The sequence below is a fragment of the Pseudomonas sp. GW821-FHT01D09 genome (assembly GCF_059422465.1).
Genome location: NZ_JBWKWY010000035.1, coordinates 36,133 through 60,676, shown reverse-complemented (window position 1 = coordinate 60,676; position 24,544 = coordinate 36,133). Strand labels below are relative to the sequence as shown.

Here is a 24,544-nt window from a genome sequence, read left to right as displayed (position 1 = left end):
GTGTCAGTCAGCACATGTACTGACTGACACACCGCCATCGCGAGCAAGCCCGCTCCCACATTTAGATCTCATTGGCCTGGGGTTATTTCTTTTTCTTTGGGATTCGCACCAGCTGCGTGTCGGAATAGATGTCATGCCAGGCGCGTTTTTTCTTGTCCACCAGCGACCAGATAAACCCCAGCCCCGCGCATAACCACGATGCAATCGACACCACAAAACGCAACAGCGCCTGCCACAGGCTGATGCGCGAGCCGTCGGCGTTCTGCACGCGCACGCCCCATACCTGCATGCCCAGGGTCTGCCCGGAATGGGTCCAGAACTTGGCAAAGAAGCCAAACAGCACAAAAAACAGAATTGTCGACAGCAACGGATCACCGTCCAGGGCGCCGGACTCCGAGAGTGTGCGCATCTTTGCTTCACCCACAAAGGCGATCCACACCAGCTTATAGAGGAGGGCGGTGACGATCAGCAGGGCGGTACACAACAGGAAGTCATAGAACATCGCTGCCAGACGACGGCCCAGGCCAACGGCGGGGAATTCGCCTTGGGGGCTTAGCAGGTGTTTCGACATGGCTCGGCTCTCTGGAGGAAAAAAGCCATTTTACGGACAAACGCACATAAAAAAGCCCCTGATGTCATCACCAGAGGCTTTTTGTCGCAGTAAGGGTCAGCCTTCCGCGAGTACTTCGTCCGCCTGCATGCCTTTTTGGCCCTGCACTGCAACGAAAGTCACTTTCTGGCCTTCTTTCAGGCTCTTGAAACCATTGCCCTGGATAGCGCGGAAGTGGACGAACAGATCCGGACCGCTTTCTGGAGTGATAAAACCAAACCCTTTTTCGTCGTTAAACCACTTGACGGTACCGCTCTGACGATCAGCCATTTTCTTATTTCCTTGACGCTAAAAATTAATGACAGCCCCTTTCACCTGAAAGAGTACTGGGCTGGATTGCAGGAAAGTAAGAGACGTCGAACGGGTTGTAGCAGACTTTGGCTACTGCCCAGGTCCAGGTTTCAAGCGACCCATGCAAACACAGTGGGCAAACTCTACGACAACTAACAAGGAAAAAACAAGCCCTCTGCAAGCCACGTATTTACTCGCCTTTATGACACTTCGGTCAGAATTGTCACGCTGTCATATTCGATAGTGTGGGTCACTTGTTATAGGTTGATCGATATAACATTGACTATCGTCAGTGCACTTTTTAATGGCGGTCGTGTTACAGATTAGTGCAAATGAACACAACCGCGTTACTTATAGGAACAGTCAATCAGCCACGGTAGTAACGTTGTGGCACGAATGGCATTTTACTTACGCGAAGAGGCACCTTTTTCCCACGTACCAAGGCGCTGACTTCGCTATCCAACACAGTAAATGCCGTGTCGAGGTAGCCCATGGCGAGCGGGCCGCCGAGGCTAGGGCCAAAGCCACCGCTGCACACGCGGCCGATCACGCTGCCGTGTTCGTCGACAATCTCTGCTCCTTCACGCACCGGGGTACGTTCCTGGGGCAGCAGGCCGACGCGTTTGCGGCTGACACCGGTTTGCTGTTGGGTGAAGATCCGGTCTGCGCCCGGGAAACCACCGGCACGCGCACCGTCAGCGCGACGGACCTTGGAAATCGCCCACAACAGGCTGGCTTCAATCGGCGTGGTCTCGCTGTTCATATCGTGGCCATAGAGGCACAGGCCGGCTTCCAGGCGCAGGGAGTCGCGGGCGCCCAGGCCAATGGCTTCTACTTCGGTTTCGGCCAGCAGGCTGCGGGCCAGGCTTTCGGCACTGGCCGCGGGCACCGAGATTTCAAAACCGTCTTCGCCGGTATAGCCGGAGCGGCTGACATAGCACTCCACCCCCAGCAGGCGCAGGGGCGCGAACTGCATAAAGGTCATCTTGGTCACTTCCGGCGCCAGGCGCGCCAGCACCTTCACCGCCGCCGGGCCTTGCAGGGCCAGCAGGGCGCGTTCTTCAAACAGTGGCTCGATCTGGCATTGCCCGCCCAGATGCTGGCGCAGGTGTGCCAGGTCCTGCTCCTTGCAGGCGGCGTTGACCACCAGAAACAGCTCGTCGTTACCCAGGTTGGCGACCATCAGGTCATCGAGGATGCCGCCCTGGTCATTGGTGAACATGGCGTAGCGCTGCATGCCCACGGGCAGGTCGATGATGTCCACCGGCACCAGGGTCTCCAGGGCCTTGGCGGCGTTGGCACCGGTCAGGCGGATCTGGCCCATGTGCGACACATCGAACAACCCGGCCTGTTCACGGGTGTGCTGGTGTTCTTTCATCACGCCCAGGGGGTATTGCACCGGCATGTCATAACCGGCGAACGGCACCATGCGTGCGCCCAGTTCAAGGTGCAGGGCGTGCAGCGGGGTTTTCAACAGGGTTTCGGTGGACATATTCAGCTCCTGAAAAACGTGCTGGCGCGTTTATAAGCATCAGCACTCGATAATGTTGACGGCCAAACCGCCACGGGCGGTTTCCTTGTATTTGCTTTTCATGTCGGCGCCGGTCTGGCGCATGGTACGGATCACCTTGTCGAGGGACACGAAGTGCTGCCCATCGCCACGCAAGGCCATGCGCACCGCATTGATCGCCTTCACCGAGCCCATGGCGTTGCGCTCGATGCAGGGCACCTGCACCAGGCCGCCAATCGGGTCGCAGGTCAGGCCGAGGTTGTGTTCCATGCCGATTTCGGCGGCGTTCTCCACCTGGGAGACCGTGCCGCCCAGCACTTCGCACAAGGCTCCGGCGGCCATGGAGCAGGCCACGCCCACTTCGCCCTGGCAGCCGACCTCGGCCCCGGAGATCGAGGCATTTTCCTTGTAGAGGATGCCGATGGCGGCGGCGGTGAGCAGGAAACGCACCACGCCGTCTTCATTGGCCCCGGGGATAAAGCGCATGTAGTAATGCAATACCGCCGGCACGATCCCGGCGGCACCGTTGGTGGGAGCGGTGACCACGCGCCCGCCGTTGGCGTTTTCTTCATTGACCGCCAGGGCATACAGGTTGACCCAATCGAGTACCGACAGCGGGTCGCGCAGCGCCGATTCCGGGTTCTTGCACAGCTGGCGATGCAACGCCGCTGCCCGCCGCTTGACCTTCAGGCCGCCAGGCAGGATGCCTTCGTTGCGACAGCCGGCGGCCACGCAGTCCTGCATGACCTGCCAGATTTTCAGCAGGCCGCTGCGGGTCTCGGCTTCCGGGCGCCAGGCGCTTTCGTTGGTCAGCATCACCTGGCTGATGGGCAGCCCATAGGTGGTGCAATGGCCAAGCAAATCCTTGGCGTGCTTGAACGGGAAGGTCAGGGGCGTGGTGTCTTCGACGATCCGGTCGGCACCGGCAGCGTCTTCATCCACCACAAAACCACCGCCCACCGAGTAGTACTCGCGGCTGCGAATCTGCAGGCCGGCAGCGTCAAACGCACGAAAGATCATGCCGTTGGGGTGATAGGCGAGGGGTTTGCGAATCATCGCCAGGTGTTCTTTTTCGTTGAACGCAATGCTGTGTTCACCGAGCAGGTTCAAGCGCGCGTCGCTGCGCATCTGCGCCAGGCGCGCGGCCACGGTTTCGGTGTCGACGGTGTCCGGGTGTTCGCCTTCCAGGCCCAGCAACACGGCCTTGTCGCTGCCGTGGCCTTTGCCGGTGGCGCCCAGTGAGCCATAGAGTTCCACCTTGATGCCGGTGGTGGTGTGCAGCAGGTGGTCACGCTTGAGGCCCTCGGCGAAGCGGGCGGCGGCACGCATCGGGCCAACGGTATGGGAACTGGAGGGGCCGATGCCAATCTTGAACAGGTCGAACACGCTTAAAGACATGAGTGGTTCTCCGGTTTCTTATTATTGGGCGCAGATTTTCGGTTGTACCCGATCCCTGTGGGAGCCGGGCTTTGTGTGGGAGCAGGCAAGCCAGCTCCCACACAAAGCCAGCTCCCACATTGACCGCGTTCTACCGCTCAGGTTACGCGTAGCTCTCGATCGACGGGCACGCACACACCAGGTTGCGATCGCCAAACACGTTGTCGACCCGGCCCACCGGCGGCCAGTACTTGCCGTCGATCAACGAGGCTACCGGGTACACCGCCTGCTCGCGGCTGTACGGGTGGCTCCATTCACCGACGATTTCAGCCGCCGTATGCGGGGCGTTCTTCAGTGGGTTGTCGTCCTTGTCCAGGGTGCCGTTTTCCACCGCGCGGATCTCTTCGCGGATGGCGATCATGGCGTCGCAGAAGCGGTCCAGTTCTACCTTGGATTCGCTTTCGGTCGGCTCGATCATCAGCGTGCCCGCCACCGGGAACGACATGGTCGGTGCGTGGAAGCCAAAGTCGATCAGGCGCTTGGCCACGTCATCCACGCTGATGCCGCTGCTGTCCTTGAGCGGGCGCAAGTCCAGGATGCACTCATGGGCCACCAGGCCATTGCTGCCGGTGTACAGCACCGGGTAGTGCTCTTCCAGGCGCCGGGAAATGTAGTTGGCATTGAGGATCGCCAGCTGCGAGGCGCGCTTGAGGCCCGCGCCGCCCATCATGCTGATGTACATCCAGGTGATCGGCAGGATGCTCGCGCTACCAAACGGCGCGGCACACACCGCACCTTCCTTGCGTGCCATGGCTGCATGGCCGGGCAGGAAGGGCGTGAGGTGCGACTTGACGCCAATCGGGCCAACACCCGGGCCGCCACCGCCGTGGGGGATGCAGAAGGTCTTGTGCAGGTTCAGGTGCGACACATCGCCGCCGAACTTGCCCGGGGCGCACAGGCCGACCATGGCGTTCATGTTGGCGCCGTCGATATACACCTGGCCGCCGTTGTCATGGATGATCCCGCAGATTTCGCGGATGCCTTCCTCGAACACGCCGTGGGTCGACGGGTAGGTGATCATCAGCGCGGCGAGGTGCTCGCGGTGCTCGATGGCCTTGGCGCGCAGGTCTTCGATGTCCACGTTGCCCCGGGCATCGCACGCGGTGACGACCACGCGCATGCCGGCCATGTTGGCGGTGGCCGGGTTGGTGCCGTGGGCCGACGACGGAATCAGGCAGATATCGCGGCGCTCTTCGCCACGGCTCTGGTGATAGGCACGGATGGCCAGCAGGCCTGCGTACTCGCCCTGGGCGCCGGAGTTCGGTTGCAGGGAGATGGCGTCGTAGCCGGTGGCCGCGCAGAGCATGGCTTCCAGTTCGCGGGTCAGTTGCAGGTAGCCGGCGCTTTGTGCGGCCGGGGCGAACGGGTGCAGGGCACCGAACTCGGCCCAGGTCACCGGGATCATTTCACTGGCGGCGTTGAGCTTCATGGTGCACGAGCCCAGCGGGATCATGGTGCGGTCCAGCGCCAGGTCCTTGTCGGCCAGCTTGCGCAGGTAGCGCATCAACTCGGTTTCCGAGTGATAACGGTTGAATACCGGGTGGCTGAGGATCGGCGACTGGCGCAGCAGCGCGGCGGGCAGGGTGCTGTCGACGCTGGCGGCCAGGGCGGCGAAGTCCGGCAGGGCCTTATCGCCTGCCAATACGCGCCACAGGGTTTCGATATCGGCCTGGGTGGTGGTTTCGTCCACCGACAGGCCCAGGCGTGCCGCGTCCACGACGCGCAGGTTGATGCGCTGGGCGCGGGCCTGGTCGTGCAGGGCGGCGGTGTGGGCGCCAGTGGCCAGGGTCAGGGTGTCGAAGAACGTGGCTTGTTCAACCTTGAGGCCCAGGGCGCCCAGGCCTTTGGCGAGGATCGCGGCCAGGTGATGAATGCGCGTGGCGATCTGCACCAGGCCTTTGGGACCGTGGTACACGGCGTACATGCTGGCGATATTGGCCAGCAGTACCTGGGCAGTACAGATGTTGCTGGTGGCCTTCTCGCGGCGGATATGTTGCTCGCGGGTCTGCATGGCCAGGCGCAGGGCCGGCTTGCCGAAACGGTCCACGGACACACCGACCAGACGCCCCGGCATATCGCGCTTGAACGCGTCCCTGGTGGAGAAGTAAGCGGCGTGCGGGCCACCGAAGCCCAGCGGCACGCCGAAGCGCTGCGCACTGCCGATGGCCACGTCGGCACCGAACTCACCCGGTGGGGTCAGCAGGGTCAGGGCCAGCAGGTCGGCGGACACAGCCACCAGGACGTTGGCGGCATGGAAGCGCTCGGTCAGTTCGCGGTAGTCGAACACGTCACCGTTGCTGGCCGGGTATTGCAGCAGGGCGCCGAAGAAGGCGCTGACGTCGGTCAGTGTGTGCTCATCGCCCACTACCACCTCGATGCCCAGCGGCTCGGCACGGGTGCGCAACACATCGAGGGTCTGCGGGTGGCTGTGCACGGAGGCAAAGAACTGGTTGCTGGCCTTGTTCTTGCCCAGGCGTTTGCAGAACGTCATGGCCTCGGCGGCGGCGGTGGCCTCGTCGAGCAGGGAGGCGTTGGCGATCGGCAGGCCGGTGAGGTCGCTGATCAGGGTCTGGAAGTTCAGCAGCGCTTCCAGGCGGCCTTGGGAGATCTCGGGCTGGTACGGGGTGTAGGCGGTGTACCAGGCCGGGTTTTCCAGGAGGTTGCGCAGGATCGGCGATGGCGTATGGCAGTTGTAGTAGCCCTGGCCGATATAGGTCTTGAACAGTTGGTTCTTGGCGGCGATGGCCTTGATCGAGGCCAGGGCATCAGCCTCGCTCAGGCCGTCGCTCAGGCCCATCACGGCGGAGCCCTTGATGCTTTCCGGGATCACGCTGGCGCTCAGGGCTTCGAGGGAATCAAAGCCCAGGGTCGCGAGCATCTGTTGCTCGTCGTCCGAGCGCGGGCCGATGTGGCGGGCGACAAATTCGTTGGCGGTGCTCAAATTAACAGTCATGGCGCGCTCCTCAGGCTTGGGCGTTGGCTTTGATCAGACGGTCGTAGGCATCCTGATCCAACAGCTTAGCTACCGCCCCGGCATCCGCCGGTTCAAAGCGGAAGAACCAGCCTTCGCCCATCGGGTCCTCGTTGACCAGCTCCGGGCTGTCGCTGAGCTGGTCGTTGACTTCCAGCACTTTGCCGGTCAGGGGCATGTACACGCCGCTGGCGGCCTTGACCGACTCCACGGTGGAGGCTTCTGCGCCCTGGTCGTAGGCCTGCAACTCTGGCAGTTGCACAAACACCACATCACCCAGCGCATTCTGTGCGAACGCGGTAATACCCACGGTGACGCTGCCGTCGGCTTCGACACGCAGCCATTCGTGATCTTCAGTAAAACGCAATTCGCTCATGGAAACTCCTCAGGGCCAGAATCGTCTGGTGGACGGGATTGGAATGGGGAAGTCCATAGCAAAAATGCGGCCAATATAAATTTGTTGTTACAGATCAATAGGTTGCGAAGAATGGGCGGTAGTGCAATGCAAGGGGCTGTAGCGAAATCGCTACGGATCGGCGGTGCAAAAAAAGCCTATTTGGATCAAAGCCTTGCGTAGCGAAGGGGGATCAGGTGTGTATTGAAAACGTTCCGCTGTAGCGTTTTCGATACGGGAAAGGGTGGATTTATGTAGCGCACGCTGTGGCAGGTGACGGCTTATTTTGCCGTGATCGAATGTTAAGGACACGTGGCATGAGCAATCCAATCGGGGCACTTCAGGGCCGTTCACAGGTCGATGCATCCCGCGACTACCTGAGGCGCCTGTTTGCCCAGCGGCCAACGTTGACGCAGGTGGCCGAGTCCATGATCCAGGAGTGGATCACTGCGTGGTTCCCGGCTTCCGGTTTGCAGGCCGACATCACCTGGATCGGCGTGCACCCGCCCGCTCGGGCGGATGGCCTCGGCTATACCCAACTCACGACCTTGAGTGACGCCCTGATCAAGCGCTGCATGAGCCGCGACGTGCTCAATTACGTGGCCGGTCATCATTGCGTGTTGGTCAACTCGCTCACCCTGGGCCTCGTACCGTTCACCGGTGCGGTTGCGGTCCATGATATTGCGTTCATGCTCAACACCCTGGCGCCCGAGCTGCTCGATGGTTTTACCGCACGGCTGGTGGCTTATTGGAACGCGCCTGTTCCCGACGACACGACGTTGAGTCGCTGGGGCGCCGTTGGCAGGCAACTGCGCGAGTGCCTGCTCACCGCCCGGCAGAACCCGGCGCTGACGCCGCTAGAAGGCAAAAAACTGCTGGGCCTGGGGGACGGGCCACAGGAACTCTGGGCCTACCAGGTGGATCGCCAAGTGCTGGGTGGGGAGCATGTGCTGCGGATTTACCAGGTCTATGCCGGCCACGAGGGACAACCGGGCGAATGGCTGCCGCTGCTGGTCCTGCAGCGCCAGGTGGCGCAGCAACAGGTCAATCTGGTCTATGTTCCTGCGATGAGCGTGCTCAAGCTCACCACGCTGGATGAGTTGGGTAACCTGCTGCCACGCTACATGAGCAACTATATCCCCGGCCTGCTCGTCAAATGGCTGCTCAGGGAGCCCCAGGGCGATGTCTTCGATGCCCAGGCCCAGGCCTTGCTGGAGCGACAGCTAAGGGCGCTCAGGCAAATCGACTGGTCGGCACTGCCCGAGGTCGACAGCTACAAGCGCCTGCTGCGCAAACTCACTGCGCCAGAGGTCTGGTTCGAGGCCGACTATGTCCAGCAACCCCACGAAGAACAGCTGCCGGTATGGTTGCAGGCCGCCAGCGAGGCCGACCGGCAAACCTACGGCCAATGGCTTGAGCGCCTGGCGCACTTGCACAAACGCACGGGCGGTGCGTCGTTCCTCGACGGCCTGGAGCCGATTGACGTGTATGCCCGCAAGGCGCTGCAACGTCAGATGCGCCTGGATTACCCGCAAGCCGTCCCGATCGACCCGGATGATTGCCTGCTGACATTTGAACGCACCCAAGGCGCCACGGTGGGCTGGACGGAGCGTACCACCAAGACCCTGACCCTCTGGGCGCTGGAAAACCCCTTCGCCACGCCCTACGCCAATGTGCAGATCAGCCATCAGGCCGCGCCGGGGCACTTGCCGGCCAGGTGGCTTCAGCCGGGATACCTCAAGCGGCTTATCGACACGGTCGATGTGGGCCGGCATTACCCGGCGCTGCTCAAGCAGGCGTTGCTGTCGGACCCGGCCGAGTCGGCGCGCCGACGGCAATTGTTTGTCGAGCAAATGGCACTCCAGCTGCCTTTGCGTGCCCTGGAGAACAGCCTGCGCCAACGCCATGGGTGGACCCCGTCAGGCGTCGCGGTGGTGCAAGCGGTGCTGCAGCGCGACCCCCTCAAGCGTACCGTCGGCAACCATGTGATCGTGGCCCGGCCCCTGGCGTTTCTCGCCCATGCCGGTGGGGTTGTGCATAAGGCTGATAACCTGTTTGTCATCGGCCCGAGGGACCACAGTGAGCTGCCCCATATCCTGTACCGGCCCGATCAGGACGAGGCGGCGCTCCAACAGTTTTCCAGCCGCCAGGCGCTGCTTGACGAGATCGCCCGGATGGGCAGCGAGCTACAGGCGCTGGTGCTTGAGCGCCTGAGTGAAAGCAGTCGGGCCTTGTTTGGCAATGGCGGGTTTCTAAACCCCCATGTCCAGCGTTTTCTACAGGGGGATGAATACAGCGAGCAGGCGGTTTCCAGCCCGGCATTGCTCAGTGACGAGCCCGTGCCGGGGGTATTTCTGGAGGCCGTATTCGATGAAAACGCCAGGGGGCTTTGGCAGGCCGCCGAACAGTGCTCCACCTCCGTCGAGGCACTGCGCTGGACGCTGTTCAAAAATAATCTCTGGCAGATTTTCAATGCCTTGCTGCCCATGCTGCGGGGGCCGGTGGCCGTGGCCGGGTGGTTGTCCCAGGTGTATGGCGGTTTTCGCGCGGTGCTGGCGCTGCCGGCCGGAGCCAGCCAGGAAGCGTCGGCCAATGCCCTGGCCGAGTTGCTCGGCAGTCTGGCGGGCCTGTTGTTGAGCCCGGTCGTCAGCCTTGATCAGCGCTTGCGCCTGAGCGAGACCCAACCACGCCTTACCGGCTCGCTGGCAACCCCTGCGCTCAGGCATGTGCAGCAGACGCCGTCGACGTTTGCCTGGCAGCGCTCACTGGCGGATGTGACGGGCATGGACTTTTCCTGGGCCAACTCACGGTTACGCCTCGACCCCGCGCAGCGGGCACAGCTTGAGAGCTTGCGCTGGTCGCCGGGGCCTGGCGAGCAATGGCCGGCAACCCCGGCGATCAGTTCGCCAGACAGCCCCGTACGCGGCCGGGTCATGGTGCGGCACGCCAGTGGGGCCGTCAGCCAGGAAGATTACCTGTTGATTGACAGCCACTTGTACGGGGTCAAGCAGGTTGAGGGGCGTTGGCGGGTAGTGGACTTGAGAAACCCCCTGCACATGGGCCCCTGGCTCGGGAAGGATGCGCATGGAGTCTGGAAAGTCGACCTGGGCCTGCAATTGCGCGGTGGGCACCCCAAGCTGTCGGCGGCCAGTCGCCGCGCAAATATCCAGCGTCAGAACCAGATGTTTGAACGTCATTATCAGGAGGCAACGCAGCGGCTGATGGCGGCTGAGCGTGAGGTGGCGGCCAGCGAAGAGCGTTTTGAAGAGGCCCACGGGGCAGACCCGGAAAAGCTCTTTGACCCCTCCCTGCAAGGCCTGCGGGACCGTTATTTAACTGCGCTGGAGCAACAAAACCGGGCGCAGTTCGACAAGCTCGATGCGTTGATTGCAAAGCATGCCAACAAACCCGTGGAGCGGTTCGAGCAGGAGAAGATCCAGCAATTGGAGGATCTTGTCGAAAACCTGCGGGTGCAAATGGCGATGCTGATTACCAAACGCTCGACCGAGGTGTTTCCCAGTGAGCGTCGCAACCAGTTGCATGAGCAGTTGGGGCATGAAGACGTGGCCGTTGTCCAGGCGGCCCACAACACGCTGGTCCAGTCCATGCAGACGATCATTGGCTACAACGAAAAACTGATCGAATTGAGCATCCTGGAGCGAAACAACTATGCCAGGCTGGCCCAAGTGCCAGGGTATGAGTCACGGGCGCAAGCACTGCTCCCTTCTACGCTTGGCACGCCGCTGGACTGGAAATCCCTGCAGGTGAAGGCATTGGGTGGGGTGATCGTACGCAGGCCGCCGTTGCCTGAGGAGTATGACGATTTCATCCGTATCGGGTCGCTGATCGACGAAGCCATTCAGTCGCTCCAGTCACAAAAAGACTTGCAGGACCCAGGCCCGCTGACAGTGCAACAGCGCATCGACGGGTATAGCGCCATCCTGCTCGACTACGACACTACCCAAGCGTCCCTGCGCGAGTATGGCGACATGGCTTCTGACTTGCTTTATGAGGGCAGCGTCGAACGCTTGAGTCGGATGCTCAACGCCTTGGAGCATGAGGCGCAAGGCTCCCTGGCGGCGTTGCTGCGCGAGCGTGAGCGCACGGTTGTGCGTACACCCGGACCCTCGCTGGCCTCTGGCAAACGCTTGATCCGTGACCGCAAGAACCGCTATCTGGTGGGCCAGGTCCGGGCGCGTACGCCGGAATTGAACGAGGACATCGTCGATGTCATCAACCCGGTCGATCAGAGCGTGGTGGCGAGCTTTCGGCAGGCTCCTGGCAGTGATGAGTTCGAGGCGATCACCGAGGCCAGTCCGCCGCCCGTGCGCCCGGTGCGCCCCCTGGAAAAGCTCAAGGAGGATGGGCGCAAGCTGCTGGATCGACAGTCAACGGTCCTTGGGCAAGCCCGCAACGAAGCACGCCTCTCCCACCTACCCGCCAGTGTCGAGGCCCGAGTGTTGCGCCACGCCGGGAAAATCGACGCGGTGGCTGACAAGATCCGCAAGGCTCTGGGGCAAGATAAAGCGTCCGACGCCACGCTGCCCCTGCTCAAGGAGCTGGCGCAGGCCTCCAGCCGCCTGGTGGAGCATGGCCGTCTGATCCGCATCGAGATGGTCAAGCGCCTGGCGCCTGATGAAGAAGGGATTGCCTACCTCAAGCGCCAGAATGAGGTGCAAATCCTGCCGATAGAGGGGCGCATTGCGCTCAAGCGGGAGAATGACTTCCTCCAGGAGTATGTGGTCAAGGACACGCAGGGCAAGGTCTTGGCCTACGCCCATTTCCATTACCGCACGCCAGGGGCTCCCAACGCCGAATACAGCGCCGGCCATTTGAAAAGACCGGAACAACGCTTCATGAGCTTTCGCAGCCTGGCCGACAAGACCGACAGCGATGTGATCGCGATCTACTACTCACGGATCAGCGCCGGCATGGCCCAGCAGCTGTTTTTCAGCGCGACAGGGGCGGTGATGCAGCGTGGGCGCCGGGTTTTCTGGTGATCAGGGTTTGCCGGGAATACCGTACTTGCGCAATCGATGGGCGATAGCGGTGTGAGACGTTTGCAAGCGGTTGGCCAACTGACGTGTCGAGGGGTAGGTGGTGTAGAGCTTTTCCAGCAGGCTGCGTTCAAAGTCCTCCACCGCCTGCTCCAGGCTGGCCACTTCGCCGTCGCTCTGGCGCGCGACCGAGGTGCCGGCGATATCCAGGTCGCCAATGTCCACCAGGTTGCTTTCGCAAATGGCGGCGGCGCGGAAAATCACGTTCTGCAACTGGCGCACATTGCCCGGCCAGCGGTTGCCCAGCAGCGCCGGGTAGGTGCCCGGTGCCAGGCGGCAGACCGGGCGCTGGATCTGCGCGCAGGCCTGCTGCATGAAGTAGCGGGCCAGCAGCAGGATGTCCTGGCCGCGCTCGCGCAGGGGCGGCACTTCCACATTCAGCACATTGAGGCGGTAGAACAGGTCTTCGCGGAAGGTGCCTTCGCTGACCATTTTCTCCAGGTCGCGGTGGGTGGCGCTGAGGATGCGCACATTGACCTTGACCTCGCGGTCGCCGCCGACCCGGCGAAAGCTGCCGTCATTGAGAAAACGCAACAGCTTGGCCTGCAAGTACGGCGACATCTCGCCAATCTCATCGAGAAATACCGTGCCCTGGTTGGCCAGCTCCATCAGCCCCGGCTTGCCGCCGCGCTGGGCACCGGTGAAGGCGCCGGGGGCGTAGCCGAACAGCTCGCTCTCGGCGAGGTTTTCCGGGAGGGCTGCGCAGTTCAGCGCCAGGAACGGTGAGCTGTGGCGCGCGCTGATGGCATGGCAGGCGCGGGCCACCAACTCTTTGCCGGTGCCGGTCTCGCCCTGGATCAACAGCGGGGCATCGAGGGCCGCCACCCGTTGCGCACGGGTCTTGAGGGTGCGTATCGCCGGGGACTCGCCCAAAAGTGCGTCGAAACCTTCGGCATGGTCATGGTGCAGGGCCGACAGCCGTTCGCCGATGCGGTTGGGTTGGTACAAAGTCAGCAGCGCACCGGCATCGGTAATCGGCGTGGCGTCCAGCAGCAAGGTCTGGCCGTTGACACTGATTTCGCGCAGGGGCAGGCGAAAGCCATGTTCGAGCAAGGCCACCAGCAGTGCCGGGTCGTCAAACAGCTCGGCGATGCTTTCGCCCGCCGGTTCGCGACCATACAGGGCAATCAGCGCCGGGTTGGCCAGCAGCACCTTGCCGGCACTGTCCAGGGCCAGGACCGGGTCGGTCATGGCCGCCAACAGGGCGTCGAGTTGCAAGTGGCGGCGCTGGCCGGGAAGGATATCCACCACCGTCACCGCCTGTACGCCCTGCACGCTGAACAGCGCATCGCGCAACTCTTCCAGCACTTGCACGCTCAGGGTTGGCGCGTCGATATACACGTTGGGCGGGATCATCTCCACCGCATCCAGGTTGAGATTGCGCCCACCGAGCAGGGCCAGGACTTCCTGGGTGATGCCGACGCGGTCGATGAAGCTGACGTGGATACGCATGGGGTGGCGGTTGATTCTGCAATGCGGAGGGTGGCCAGTATGCCTGAGCGGGGGTGGAGATCAAAAATGTGGGAGTTGGCTTGCCTGCGATAGCATCATCGAGGGGTGACTGACACACCGAGGTGCCTGCATCGCAGGCAAGCCAGCTCCCACACAAGCCAGCTCCCACATTTGAGCTGTTTTGGTTATTCCAGGTGTTCAGGCTTGATCGGGTCGCCCGGCTTTACATCCAACTGGTGGCGCACATCCTCGAACATCAGGTCGTACTGTTTATGCATGCTCCCGTTGAGCACTGCGGTTTTCGGCATGCCGTATTTCTGCGCGATGTTCATGGCATGGCGGGCAAAGTCGAAGGCCTGGTCCTTGGGCAGGAAGAATTCTTCCTTGAGCTCTTTGCCCTGCACCGAACCGTGCATCTTGAAGAGCATTCCCTTGCCTTCCTTTGGATCCTGGCTGATTTCATAGTCGATGCACAGGTCGTAGCTGTGATCCTGGGCATTCAACGCGTGGCGTTCAACATGCAAGTGACCGGGTTCAAAAATGGCCATAGGCGTTTCTCCTTAACAAGGCATTGGAGAAGGGCGGCTGCAAACAGCCGCCCGGGGTGTATTTATAAGTAGGTGATGCCAGGTTTTGCCGTGCTGATACGGGTGCCGGCGGTGCCCTGGACAATGGCTTCGATGTCCGAGAGTGAACCGATCACTGCGGTTTTGCCAGTGTTGCGGGCGAACTCGCAGGCGGCCTGGACCTTGGGCCCCATGGAGCCGGCGGCGAAGCCGAGTTTTTCCATGTCGTCGGGGTGCGCCTGGCCGATGGCCTTTTGCGTTGGCTTGCCGAAGTCGATAAAGGCCGCGTTGACGTCGGTGGCGATCACCAGCAGGTCGGCCTCCAGTTGCTGGGCCAGCAGCGAGGAACACAGGTCTTTGTCGATCACGGCCTCGATGCCCTTGAGCTTGCCGTTTTCGTCGTACATGGTCGGGATGCCGCCGCCGCCGGCGCAGATCACGATGCTGCTCTTTTCCAGCAGCCACTTGATCGGGCGGATCTCAAAGATGCGCTTGGGCCGAGGGCTGGCCACCACCCGGCGATATTTGTCGCCATCGGGGGCAATCGCCCAGCCTTTTTCGGCGGCCAGTTTTTCCGCTTCGGCCTTGGAATAGACCGGGCCGATCGGCTTGGTCGGGTTCTGGAAGGCCGGGTCGTTGGCGTCCACTTCAACCTGGGTCAGCAGGGTGGCGAACGGCACCTCGAAGTCCAGCAGGTTGCCCAGTTCCTGTTCGATGATATAGCCGATCATGCCTTCGGTTTCCGCGCCCAGCACGTCCAGCGGGTACGGCGAAACCTGGGTGTAGGCGGCGGCCTGCAATGACAGCAGGCCGACTTGCGGCCCATTGCCGTGGGCGATCACCAGCTCATTGCCGGGATGGATCTTGGCAATCTGTTCGGTGGCGACCCGGATATTGGCGCGTTGGTTGTCCGCAGTCATGGGTTCACCACGGCGGAGCAGGGCGTTACCGCCCAGAGCAACGACGATACGCATAATGCAATCCTTCTAGAATTCTGCTTGTGAACTGTGGGAGCTGGCTTGCCTGCGATGGCATCACCTCACTATGTCTGGCAGACCGAGGTGACGGCATCGCGGGTAAGCCCGGCTCCCACATTGACCGTGTTACATCAGTGGGAGCGGTGTTGGGTTACAGGTCAGCCAGCGTCGAAACCAGGATCGCCTTGATGGTGTGCATGCGGTTTTCCGCTTGCTCGAAGGCGATGCAGGCCGGGGACTCGAACACGTCGTCGGTCACTTCGATGCCATTGGCCAGGTGCGGATACTGCTCGGCAATCTGTTTGCCGATCTTGGTATCGCTGTTATGGAACGCCGGCAGGCAGTGCATGAACTTGGTGCGTGGGTTGCCGGTGGCTTTCATCAGCTGGCTGTTGACCTGGTAGGGCAGCAGTTGCTCGATACGCTCGGCCCAGGCTTCCACTGGCTCGCCCATGGAGACCCAGACGTCGGTGTGGATAAAGTCCACGCCCTTGACTGCCGCTTTCGGGTCTTCGGTGAGGGTGATGCGGGCGCCGCTTTCTTCGGCGTATTTTTTGCAGCGGCCCACCAGGTCATCGTGAGGCCACAGGGCCTTGGGCGCGCAGATGCGCACGTCCATGCCCAGCTTGGCGCCGACCAGCAGCAGCGAGTTGCCCATGTTGTTGCGGGCGTCGCCCAGGTAGGCGTAGCTGATGTCGTGGATCGGCTTGTCTGCGTGTTCACGCATGGTCAGCACGTCGGCGATCATCTGGGTCGGGTGGTACTCGTCGGTCAGGCCGTTGAACACCGGGACCCCGGCGAATTTCGCCAGTTCTTCGACGATTTCCTGCTTGAAGCCACGGTATTCAATGGCGTCGTACATGCGCCCGAGTACGCGGGCGGTGTCTTTCATGCTTTCTTTATGGCCGATCTGCGATGAGTTCGGGTCGATATAGGTAACGTTGGCGCCCTGGTCATAGGCCGCGACTTCAAAGGCACATCGGGTGCGGGTCGAGGTTTTCTCGAAGATCAGCGCGATGTTGTTGCCCTTGAGGTGCTGCTGCTCGGTGCCGGTGTACTTGGCGCGCTTGAGGTCGCGGGACAGGTCCAGCAGGTAGCGCAGTTCGCGCGGGGTGTGGTGTTCCAGGCTCAGCAGGTTACGGTTGTGGATGTTGAACGCCATGATGATTCTCCTTGGATTCGGTAATCGGCCCGTGCGGCATCGGGTGGATGCCGCCGGGGAGATGGTCGTTTAGTAGTCGATAGGGTCGCGGATGATCGGGCAGGTCATGCAGTGGCCGCCGCCACGGCCCCGGCCCAGTTCGCCGGCGCTGATGGTGATGACTTCCACACCGGCCTTGCGCAGCAGGGTGTTGGTGTAGGTGTTGCGGTCGTAACCGATCACCACGCCAGGCTCTACCGCGACCACGTTGTTGCCGTCGTCCCACTGTTCGCGTTCGGCGGCGAAGCTGTTGCCGCCGGTTTCCACCACGCGCAGGGCCTTGAGGCCAAGGGCGGCGGCCACGGTGTCGAGGAAGTTGGTTTTCTCCCGTTGGATATCGATACCGTGGGGCTTGCTCTCGTCAGGGCGCAGGGTGAATGGGACGATCTGGTTGACCACTTCGGGGAAGATGGTCACCAGGTCGCGGTCGCAGAAGCTGAACACGGTGTCCAGGTGCATCGCCGCACGGGACTTCGGCAGGCCGGCCACGATCACCTTTTCCACCGCCTTGTTCTTGAACAGGTTGCGCGCCAGTTGGCCGATGGCCTGGTGAGACGAGCGCTCGCCCATCCCGATCAACACCACGCCGTTGCCAATCGGCATCACGTCGCCGCCTTCCAGGGTGGCGGCACCGTGTTGCAGGTCAGGGTCGCCGTACCAGATCTGGAAGTCGGCGTTGGTGAACTCGGGGTGGAACTTGTAGATGGCGGTGGTCAGCAGGGTTTCCTGACGTCGCGCCGGCCAGTACATCGGGTTGAGCGTCACGCCACCGTAGATCCAGCACGTGGTGTCGCGGGTGAACTGGGTGTTGGGCAGCGGCGGCAGGATAAAGCTTGAGTGGCCGAGGAAGTCGCGGAACATCTCGATGGTCTTGCCACCGAAGCTGCTCGGCAGGTCATCGGCCGACACGCCGCCGATCAGGAACTCGGCGACCTTGCGCGGCTCCAGGCTGCGCAGCCAGGAGCCGACTTCATCGGCCAGGCCCAGGCCAACCGTATCAGCGGTGATCTTGCGCTCCAGGATCCAGTCCAGGGCTTCAGGGATGGCGACAATGTCAGTCAGCAGGTTGTGCATTTCCAGCACATCGATATCGCGCTCGCGCATCTTGGTGACGAAGTCGAAATGGTCCCGCTTGGCCTGGGCAACCCAGAGCACGTCATCGAACAACAGCTCGTCGCAATTATTGGGGGTCAGCCGCTGATGGGCCAGACCTGGGGAACACACCATGACTTTGCGCAGTTTGCCGGCTTCGGAATGTACGCCGTACTTAACTTTTTCCGTGGTCATTACAGATCCTCCAGTGAACATAAACAATAAGGGTGTTACAGGGTCAGGAAGCCGTCGTAGAGCCCATAGGCCGCCACCAGGGCGCCAATGACCACTGCGGCGAAAATCAGCTTCTCGACGTTGGTGAAAATCGGTTTGCCCAGTTCACGCTTGGCCTTGGCGAACAGGATCGCGCCAGGGGCGTAGAGCAGGGCGGAGAGCAGCAGGTACTTGGTGCCGCCGGCATACAGCAGCCAGACCGCGTAGATCAGGGCGATGGCGCCGATAAACAGGTCTTTCTTGCGTTCGGCCAGGGCCGCCTCGTAGGTCTCGCCGCGTACCGCCAGCAGCAGCGCGTAGGCCGCCGACCACAGGTAGGGCACGAGGATCATCGAGGTGGCGAGGTAGATCAGCGACAGGTAGGTACTGGCGGAAAACAGCGTGATCACCAGGAAGATCTGCACCATGGCATTGGTCAGCCACAGGGCGTTGACCGGCACATGGTTGGCGTTTTCCTTACGCAGGAACTCCGGCATGGTGTGGTCTTTGGCGGCGGCGAACATGATCTCTGCACACAGCAGCACCCACGACAGCAGCGCGCCCAGCAGGGAGATGATCAGGCCGACGCTGATCAGCACCGCGCCCCAGTGGCCGACCACATGCTCCAGTACGGCCGCCATCGACGGGTTCTGCAGCTTGGCCAGTTCCGGTTGGGTCATGATCCCCAGGGACAGCACGTTCACCAGCATCAGGAACAACAGCACGGTGATAAAGCCGATGACGGTAGCCTTGCCCACGTCCGAGCGTTTTTCGGCACGGGACGAGAAGATGCTCGCGCCTTCGATGCCGATAAACACCCAGACGGTGACCAGCATCATGTTGCGCACCTGGTTCATCACACTGCCCAGGTCGGGGTTTTTCACGCCCCAGATATCAGCGGTGAAGATGTCCAGTTTGAAGGCGAACAGCGCAATCAGCACAAACAGCACCAGCGGCACGACCTTGGCGACGGTGGTCACCAGGTTGATAAACGCCGCTTCCTTGATCCCGCGCAGCACCAAAAAATGCACGGCCCACAACAGCACCGAGGCACCAATCACCGCCGCCGGGGTATTGCCTTCGCCGAAGATGGGGAAGAAGTAACCGAGGGTGCTGAACAGCAGCACGAAGTAGCCGACGTTGCCCAGCCAGGCACTGATCCAGTAGCCCCAGGCGGACGAGAAGCCCATGTAGTCGCCAAAACCGGCCTTGGCGTAGGCATAGACACCGCCGTCCAGGTCAGGTTTGCGATTGGCCAGGGTCTGGAACACAAACGCCAGGGTCAACATACCGACGGCCGTGATGACCCAACCAATCAGTACCGCACCGACATCGGCGCTGGCGGCCATGTTTTGCGGCAACGAGAAGATCCCGCCGCCAATCATTGAGCCCACAACAAGAGCAACAAGGGCGCCTAATCGAAGTTTTCCGGGAGATTCAGACATTGCGTGACTCCAATGCAGGAGAAGAGAGATCACAGAATAAAACTGTGCGCTATTCAAACAACTGACTCAGATCACTTCATTGGCACATTCCATTGTGAATTAAAGACTTATGAATAAATGCCACAGGCGTATAATCGCCCGGATAAGCATGTCCCAGAGCTTTGGCCCGTTTGGGTTCAGCCTATAGACGCAAGGCGTGGATGTTTGAAGCTAGCCCGTTTTCGCGGATGTGCAAACTTTTTCAAAAGGCTTTGCCGAATACCTCTCATGGATAAACACAAGTGGTATTTAAATTCTAAATTTGCCTAAACTCGCCTAACAGAAATGTCATTAAGTTATGAGACGAGCAGTTTTATTCGCTATAGCTAATAAACGTTGCCTGTTTTCGATAAATTAGCCGTGTGTGCAGTTGTTAGCTTGACGACTGTTTGATCAACAGGAGTTCCTATGTCGCAACCGGCACAAAAGCTGCGCCTCAGCGCCCTCGTGGCATTGGTAGTGGGCTCGATGATTGGCGGCGGGATCTTCTCGTTGCCGCAGAACATGGCGGCGCGGGCCGAGGTGGGGGCGATCCTGATCGGTTGGGGCATCACCGCCATTGGCATGCTGACCCTGGCGTTTGTGTTCCAGACCCTGGCCAACCGCAAGCCCAACCTGGATTCGGGGGTGTATGCCTACGCCAAGGCCGGGTTTGGCGACTACATGGGTTTCTCGTCGGCCTGGGGCTACTGGATCAGTGCCTGGATGGGCAACGTCGGCTATTTCGTATTGCTGTTCAGCACCCTGGGTTATTTTTTTCCGGTATTCGGCCAAGGCAACACGCCGGTGGCGATCGGCTGCGCGTCGCTGCTGCTGTGGGCCGTGCATTTTCTGGTGATGCGCGGGATCAAGGAGGCCGCGTTTATCAACCAGGTCACCACCGTGGCCAAGATCGTGCCGCTGCTGATGTTTATCGTGATCGCCGCCGTGGCGTTCAAGGCGGACATTTTCACCCGGGATATCTGGGGCCTGGGTAACCCGCAATTCGGTGGGGTGATGGACCAGGTGCGCAACATGATGCTGGTCACCGTGTTTGTGTTTATCGGCATCGAAGGCGCCAGCGTGTACTCGGCCCGCGCGGAAAAACGCTCAGACGTGGGCCGTGCCACAGTGATCGGGTTTGTCGGGGTGTTGGCCCTGCTGGTGCTGGTCAATGTGCTGTCTTTGGGGATCATGAGCCAGCCCGACCTGGCCAACTTGCAGAACCCGTCCCTGGCGGGCGTGCTGGAACATATCGTCGGCCCCTGGGGCGCGATGTTGATCAGCATCGGCCTGGCGGTGTCGCTGCTGGGCGCGTTGCTGTCATGGGCCTTGCTGTGCGCCGAGATTCTCTACGCCACCGCCCATGACAAGACCATGCCGGCCTTCCTGAAAAAGGAAAATGCCAACCGTGTGCCGGTCAATGCGCTGTGGCTGACCAATGTGATGATCCAGCTGTTCCTCGTGATCACCCTGTTTTCGGCCAGCACCTACACCACGCTGATCTACCTGGCGTCGTCGATGATCCTGGTGCCGTATTTATGGTCGGCGGCCTATGCCGTGCTGCTGTGCGGGAGGGGGGAAACCTACGAGGGGGCCCATGGCCAGCGGCTCAAGGACCTGCTGGTGGGGGTGATTGCCCTGGGCTATGCGGTGTGGCTGTTGTATGCCGGAGGCTTGAAATACCTGCTGCTGTCGGCACTGCTGTATGCCCCGGGGGTGATCCTGTTTGCCCAGGCCAAGCGCGAACAGGGCCAGCCGCTGTTTACCTTGTTGGAAAAGGGCATTTTCAGCTGCGTGATCGCTGGCGCCAGCCTGGCGGCGTATGGGTTGTACAGTGGTGTGCTGACCTTGTGAAATTGTTGTGCCTGGGTGGACCTTATCGCGGGCAAGCCCGCTCCCACATAAGTTGTACACGGTCAACTGTGGGAGCGGGCTTGTCGGGTCGCCGCATCGCCGCGATGACCCTTTCAAGGTCACCACTGTGCCCGATGCGCCCCCAATTCCCCCGCCGGCAAATCCCACTGCAACGGGGTCCCGGTAACAGTGACCGGCGCCAGCAGCCGATGCGCCGGCCCCCAGGCCGTCTGCTCCACCAGCAGCCCCTGATCACCGGGCTCTTCCTCACGCAAGGCGGGCTGCTTCACGCCTTGTCCCGCCTCGACCAACAGCTTCGCCGTACGCGCCAGTGACAGGCGTGCCGAACCGCCGTGCCCGCTGCTTAAGCGCTCGGCCAAGGCCTGTATCGCACCGGCCGCCATCAGGTAGCCGGTGGCGTGGTCCAGGGCCTGCACCGGCAGCGGCACGGGTTTATCTGCCTGCTTGCACTGCATGCCGGCGTGGGCGATGCCGCTGCTCATCTGCACCAGGCTGTCGAAGCCCCGGCGATTGCGCCACGGGCCGCTCCAGCCGTAGGCGTTGAGGCTGACGTCGATCAGGCCGGGGGCCAGTTGCTGGCGTGCAGTGGCGTTGTAACCCAGTTGCTCCAAGGCATCTGCCCGATAACCGTGAAACAGAATGTCGGCATCCTTGAGTAAGTTTTCGAATAATTGCCGGCCGTTGGCGGTTTTAAGGTCAAGGCGTGCGCAGCGCTTGCCCAGGGTCATTTCCGGTACGACCCCAGGTTCGTTCCAGGCGGGGGCATCGATGCGCAAGACGTCGGCGCCAAGCCCCGCGAGAAAACGACTGGCCACGGGGCCGGCCAGGACGCGGGTCAGGTCCAGGACCTTGACCCCCGCCAGCGGGCGCGCCACGTTGCCGAGCCAGCGGGTGTTGCCGGCTGTGTCGAAGCGCTCGCGCGCAACCAACGGTTCCTGATTGACCGCCAACCCTTGCGGATGGGCCTGCCACTCCTGCCAGGTGCGCATCTGCGCGGCGCAGCCAGCCTCATCGATAATCGCCTGCTCCAGTTCGGCAGCGCTCCACGGGGCGACCTTGAGCGTCATCGCCGCCCGGTCCGCGACCGGCCCCAGCACCCGTTCGGCGGCTGCGCGATGGTGGGGGGCATTGGTGTGCAGGCGGATCCAGCCGTCGGCGCAGGCATAGTCGCCGGCAATCGGGTCCCACAACGGCGGCACGCTCCAGCCCTGTGGGCGCAGGGAGCTGGAGAACCAGAATGAGGCCAGGCGCCGGTCAACACTGACCAGGGGCAGGCGCCCGGTCTGTTGTGCCAGCAGGCGGGCCAGGGCCTGAGCTGCAGCCCCCAGGCTGGCGCAGGCCAGCTCAGTGACGGCGAAGGTTGACGGCAGGGCGCCGGCTTCAGTGCACGCCAGCGGTGTGGGCGGCAGATCGAGTGCACGCTGGATCGAGGTGAGCAGATCAGTCATCAAAGGCCCTCCATAAGAGAAGGGCCATCATAGAAGATCTTCAGGGGTGTGCTGCAATCCCCGGCTGCAAGGGCAAGTCCAGGGTGGCGATAAATCCGCCTTCGGGATGATTGGCCAGGGTCAGGCTGCCGCCGTGCCGTTCGGCGGCCCGGCGGGCGATGGCCAGGCCCAGGCCGTGACCCTGGGCGGTTTGCCCGGGAGCGCGGTAAAACGGTTCGCCCAATGACTGCAGGTGCTCGGTGTCGACGCCCGGGCCATGGTCGCGCACGCTGATGACGATGCGCTCGCCGTCGCGCTGGGCGTGCATTTCAATGGGCTGGGCGGGTGGGTTGAAGCGCAGCGCATTGCGCAGCAGGTTGTCCACCGCCCGTTCGACCATATGTGGCCAGCCCTTGAGCTTGAGCACAGGGTCGGTGTGCAACTGCACGTGCTGGTCCGGGGCGCTGAGTTGGGCGTCTTTTTGCAGGGTCTTGAGCAGGGGGTTGAGGTCGATGTCTTCGGCGCTGGCGTTGTCGGCGTCGACCCGCGCCAGTACCAGGATCTCGCTGATCAGGGCTTCGAGGCGATCACATTCGAGGGTCAGGCGCGGCCAGAGTTTTTCCCGTGCCTCGGGCGTGGCCCGTTCCGCCAGGGCCAGGGCGATCCGCAGGCGCGCCAGGGGCGAGCGCAGTTCGTGGGACACATCCCTGAGCAGTTGCCGCTGGCTGCCGATCAGGCTTTGCAGGCGTGCGCCCATGCGATTGAAGTCGGTGGCCAGCACGCCGAACTCATCACGCCGGTTGGCCAGGCGCGCCAGGCTGTTTTGCTGGTACGTGGCCTGGCCCAGGTCGTGGACCGCACCGCGCAGGCGGCTGAGGGGACGGGTGATGGATAGGGTCACCAACAGGCTGAACAGGGTCAGCACCACCAACGCAATCGCTAGGGCGCTCAGCGGCCAGAGCAGGCTGCTGCGATGCCAGGCGTCCAACTCCGGCAGGGCGATGCGGTAGATCAGCAGGTAGGTATCGCCGGTTTTTTCGCTGGTGTACTCGGCCGTCAGGCGGCGCCACGGTAGCCGGCCCTCGTGGCTCTCATGCTGGCGGGCTTCAAAGGCGGCGGCGCGGCGCGGGAAGGTGCCACGTACCATCGGGTCGCCACTCTCATTGAGCACCTGCACATCGACGTGGTACTGGCGTTTGCGCTGTTGCAACAAATCCTGGGCGGCGTCCTCGCCCTGGGTTTCATAGCGCTGGGTCCATTCTTCGGCCAGGTTCTTGAGGCCGGGATGGCGGCTGAGAATCCAGGCATCCTGGTTGAGCATATGCCCAAGCAGGATCGACAGCCCGGCAACCAGGGCGATGGCCAGCCAGAAACTGGCAAAGATGCGCCAGAAGAGTGAACGCACAGGAAACCCTCAAACAGGAAAAGCCCAGCGGCACGGGCCGCTGGGCTGGGAGGTCGCTAGCGCATTATTGCGCTTTTTGCGGTTGTTGCGCTTTCCAGGCCTGGAACTGCTGCCACTCGGCTTGGCGCTCGGCGCGTTTCTTCGCCATGTCGTCGAACTTCTTCTGCTGCTCGGGCTTGAGCAGGGCGCGGATATCGGCTTGGGTTTTCTGCTTGGCGGCGGCCATTTCGTCGTTCATGGCTTTTTGCTCAGCGGCCGGGAGTTTATCCAGGTACTTCTTGACTAGTTGCTGGCGGCCTTCCCGTTGTTCGCCCATCAGCTTGCCGATCTGCTGGCGCTGTTCGCGGGTCAGGTCCAGTTGGCTGAAGGGGCCGCCTTTGCCGCGCATGCCGTGTTCACCGCCGTGGTCCGGGCCACCCATCATGTGGCCTTGCGGGCCGCCCATCGGGCCTTGGCCTTCTGGCATGGCCATGGCGACGGTAGGCAGGGCAGCGGCGAACATCAGAGCGATAAGGGTCTTGCGCATGGTGTTTCTCCTTGTCTCGGTTCCGGTGAGTCCGGATGTGAGTAGATTACGAAGATCAAGGTCAGCGGCGGTCA

General features: G+C 61.9%; 17 protein-coding genes. 2 read left to right on the top strand and 15 right to left on the bottom strand.

Annotated elements, in window-relative coordinates:
* Positions 1–82: 82 nt before the first annotated feature.
* The 6 genes from AC07W7_RS23360 to gcvH form a co-directional block, all read right to left on the bottom strand.
* Positions 83–571: an RDD family protein gene (locus AC07W7_RS23360; protein ID WP_076964708.1), complete on the bottom strand. Its 489-nt coding sequence runs from the start codon at positions 569–571 to the stop codon at positions 83–85.
* A 96-nt stretch (positions 572–667) separates the two neighbouring features.
* Positions 668–880 carry a cold-shock protein gene (locus AC07W7_RS23355; protein WP_076964709.1) on the bottom strand — a complete coding sequence of 71 codons (213 nt, stop codon included), beginning with the start codon at positions 878–880 and terminating at the stop codon, positions 668–670.
* Between the two features lie 388 nt (positions 881–1,268).
* Complete coding sequence (gene gcvT / locus AC07W7_RS23350; protein WP_169866628.1) at positions 1,269–2,393, bottom strand: glycine cleavage system aminomethyltransferase GcvT; 1,125 nt, start codon at positions 2,391–2,393, stop codon at positions 1,269–1,271.
* Between the two features lie 39 nt (positions 2,394–2,432).
* A complete protein-coding gene (locus AC07W7_RS23345; RefSeq protein ID WP_495040205.1) occupies positions 2,433–3,809 on the bottom strand; it encodes an L-serine ammonia-lyase in 1,377 nt (458 codons plus the stop codon).
* Positions 3,810–3,951: 142 nt separating this feature from the next.
* A complete protein-coding gene (gene gcvP / locus AC07W7_RS23340) occupies positions 3,952–6,801 on the bottom strand; it encodes an aminomethyl-transferring glycine dehydrogenase (RefSeq protein WP_495040204.1) in 2,850 nt (949 codons plus the stop codon).
* 10 nt (positions 6,802–6,811) lie between these two features.
* A complete protein-coding gene (gene gcvH, locus AC07W7_RS23335; protein ID WP_099168816.1) occupies positions 6,812–7,195 on the bottom strand; it encodes a glycine cleavage system protein GcvH in 384 nt (127 codons plus the stop codon).
* Between the two features lie 335 nt (positions 7,196–7,530).
* On the opposite strand from gcvH, the gene AC07W7_RS23330 reads away from it, so the two are divergent.
* Positions 7,531–12,213, top strand: coding sequence for a hypothetical protein (locus AC07W7_RS23330; RefSeq protein ID WP_495040203.1), 4,683 nt, complete (start codon positions 7,531–7,533; stop codon positions 12,211–12,213).
* Here the strand turns inward: AC07W7_RS23330 and gcsR are convergent, their stop codons facing one another.
* The 6 genes from gcsR to arcD (AC07W7_RS23300) all read right to left on the bottom strand — a co-directional run bounded on the left by gcsR (position 12,214) and on the right by arcD (AC07W7_RS23300) (position 19,216).
* Positions 12,214–13,722, bottom strand: a complete 1,509-nt coding sequence (gene gcsR, locus AC07W7_RS23325; RefSeq protein WP_076964715.1) for a transcriptional regulator GcsR — start codon at positions 13,720–13,722, stop codon at positions 12,214–12,216. It abuts the gene before it with no gap.
* 185 nt (positions 13,723–13,907) lie between these two features.
* Positions 13,908–14,270: a DUF5064 family protein gene (locus AC07W7_RS23320; protein WP_076964716.1), complete on the bottom strand. Its 363-nt coding sequence runs from the start codon at positions 14,268–14,270 to the stop codon at positions 13,908–13,910.
* 62 nt (positions 14,271–14,332) lie between these two features.
* Positions 14,333–15,262 carry a carbamate kinase gene (gene arcC, locus AC07W7_RS23315; protein WP_099168814.1) on the bottom strand — a complete coding sequence of 310 codons (930 nt, stop codon included), beginning with the start codon at positions 15,260–15,262 and terminating at the stop codon, positions 14,333–14,335.
* Between the two features lie 154 nt (positions 15,263–15,416).
* Positions 15,417–16,427, bottom strand: coding sequence for an ornithine carbamoyltransferase (locus tag AC07W7_RS23310; RefSeq protein WP_032862522.1), 1,011 nt, complete (start codon positions 16,425–16,427; stop codon positions 15,417–15,419).
* A gap of 69 nt (positions 16,428–16,496) precedes the next feature.
* Positions 16,497–17,753 (bottom strand): arginine deiminase, encoded by a 1,257-nt coding sequence (gene arcA / locus AC07W7_RS23305; RefSeq protein WP_076964717.1) that lies wholly within the window; start codon positions 17,751–17,753, stop codon positions 16,497–16,499.
* 35 nt (positions 17,754–17,788) lie between these two features.
* On the bottom strand, positions 17,789–19,216 hold the full coding sequence (gene arcD, locus AC07W7_RS23300) for an arginine-ornithine antiporter (RefSeq protein WP_029296320.1): 1,428 nt from the start codon (positions 19,214–19,216) through the stop codon (positions 17,789–17,791).
* Between the two features lie 447 nt (positions 19,217–19,663).
* Here arcD (AC07W7_RS23300) and arcD (AC07W7_RS23295) point away from each other — a divergent pair, with 447 nt between their 5' ends.
* A complete protein-coding gene (arcD, locus tag AC07W7_RS23295) occupies positions 19,664–21,091 on the top strand; it encodes an arginine-ornithine antiporter (protein ID WP_099168812.1) in 1,428 nt (475 codons plus the stop codon).
* A 119-nt stretch (positions 21,092–21,210) separates the two neighbouring features.
* Here arcD (AC07W7_RS23295) and AC07W7_RS23290 read toward each other — a convergent pair whose 3' ends face one another.
* The 3 genes from AC07W7_RS23290 to AC07W7_RS23280 all read right to left on the bottom strand — a co-directional run bounded on the left by AC07W7_RS23290 (position 21,211) and on the right by AC07W7_RS23280 (position 24,470).
* Entirely contained in the window at positions 21,211–22,560 is a 1,350-nt protein-coding gene (locus AC07W7_RS23290; protein ID WP_495040202.1) for a CoA transferase, read from the bottom strand.
* A gap of 40 nt (positions 22,561–22,600) precedes the next feature.
* Complete coding sequence (locus AC07W7_RS23285) at positions 22,601–23,944, bottom strand: sensor histidine kinase (protein WP_495040201.1); 1,344 nt, start codon at positions 23,942–23,944, stop codon at positions 22,601–22,603.
* A gap of 64 nt (positions 23,945–24,008) precedes the next feature.
* Complete coding sequence (locus AC07W7_RS23280; protein ID WP_099168811.1) at positions 24,009–24,470, bottom strand: Spy/CpxP family protein refolding chaperone; 462 nt, start codon at positions 24,468–24,470, stop codon at positions 24,009–24,011.
* Positions 24,471–24,544: the final 74 nt, after the last annotated feature.

What these genes read in the sequence shown, in the direction of transcription:
- AC07W7_RS23345 (WP_495040205.1), bottom strand. Translation starts at nt 3,809, where the DNA reads ATGTCTTTAAGCGTGTTCGACCTGTTCAAGATTGGCATCGGCCCCTCC.
- AC07W7_RS23280 (WP_099168811.1), bottom strand. Translation starts at nt 24,470, where the DNA reads ATGCGCAAGACCCTTATCGCTCTGATGTTCGCCGCTGCCCTGCCTACC.
- AC07W7_RS23290 (WP_495040202.1), bottom strand. Translation starts at nt 22,560, where the DNA reads ATGACTGATCTGCTCACCTCGATCCAGCGTGCACTCGATCTGCCGCCC.
- gcvH (WP_099168816.1), bottom strand. Translation starts at nt 7,195, where the DNA reads ATGAGCGAATTGCGTTTTACTGAAGATCACGAATGGCTGCGTGTCGAA.
- gcsR (WP_076964715.1), bottom strand. Translation starts at nt 13,722, where the DNA reads ATGCGTATCCACGTCAGCTTCATCGACCGCGTCGGCATCACCCAGGAA.
- gcvT (WP_169866628.1), bottom strand. Translation starts at nt 2,393, where the DNA reads ATGTCCACCGAAACCCTGTTGAAAACCCCGCTGCACGCCCTGCACCTT.
- arcD (WP_029296320.1), bottom strand. Translation starts at nt 19,216, where the DNA reads ATGTCTGAATCTCCCGGAAAACTTCGATTAGGCGCCCTTGTTGCTCTT.
- AC07W7_RS23330 (WP_495040203.1), top strand. Translation starts at nt 7,531, where the DNA reads ATGAGCAATCCAATCGGGGCACTTCAGGGCCGTTCACAGGTCGATGCA.
- arcC (WP_099168814.1), bottom strand. Translation starts at nt 15,262, where the DNA reads ATGCGTATCGTCGTTGCTCTGGGCGGTAACGCCCTGCTCCGCCGTGGT.
- AC07W7_RS23320 (WP_076964716.1), bottom strand. Translation starts at nt 14,270, where the DNA reads ATGGCCATTTTTGAACCCGGTCACTTGCATGTTGAACGCCACGCGTTG.
- AC07W7_RS23360 (WP_076964708.1), bottom strand. Translation starts at nt 571, where the DNA reads ATGTCGAAACACCTGCTAAGCCCCCAAGGCGAATTCCCCGCCGTTGGC.
- AC07W7_RS23310 (WP_032862522.1), bottom strand. Translation starts at nt 16,427, where the DNA reads ATGGCGTTCAACATCCACAACCGTAACCTGCTGAGCCTGGAACACCAC.
- arcA (WP_076964717.1), bottom strand. Translation starts at nt 17,753, where the DNA reads ATGACCACGGAAAAAGTTAAGTACGGCGTACATTCCGAAGCCGGCAAA.
- gcvP (WP_495040204.1), bottom strand. Translation starts at nt 6,801, where the DNA reads ATGACTGTTAATTTGAGCACCGCCAACGAATTTGTCGCCCGCCACATC.
- arcD (WP_099168812.1), top strand. Translation starts at nt 19,664, where the DNA reads ATGTCGCAACCGGCACAAAAGCTGCGCCTCAGCGCCCTCGTGGCATTG.
- AC07W7_RS23355 (WP_076964709.1), bottom strand. Translation starts at nt 880, where the DNA reads ATGGCTGATCGTCAGAGCGGTACCGTCAAGTGGTTTAACGACGAAAAA.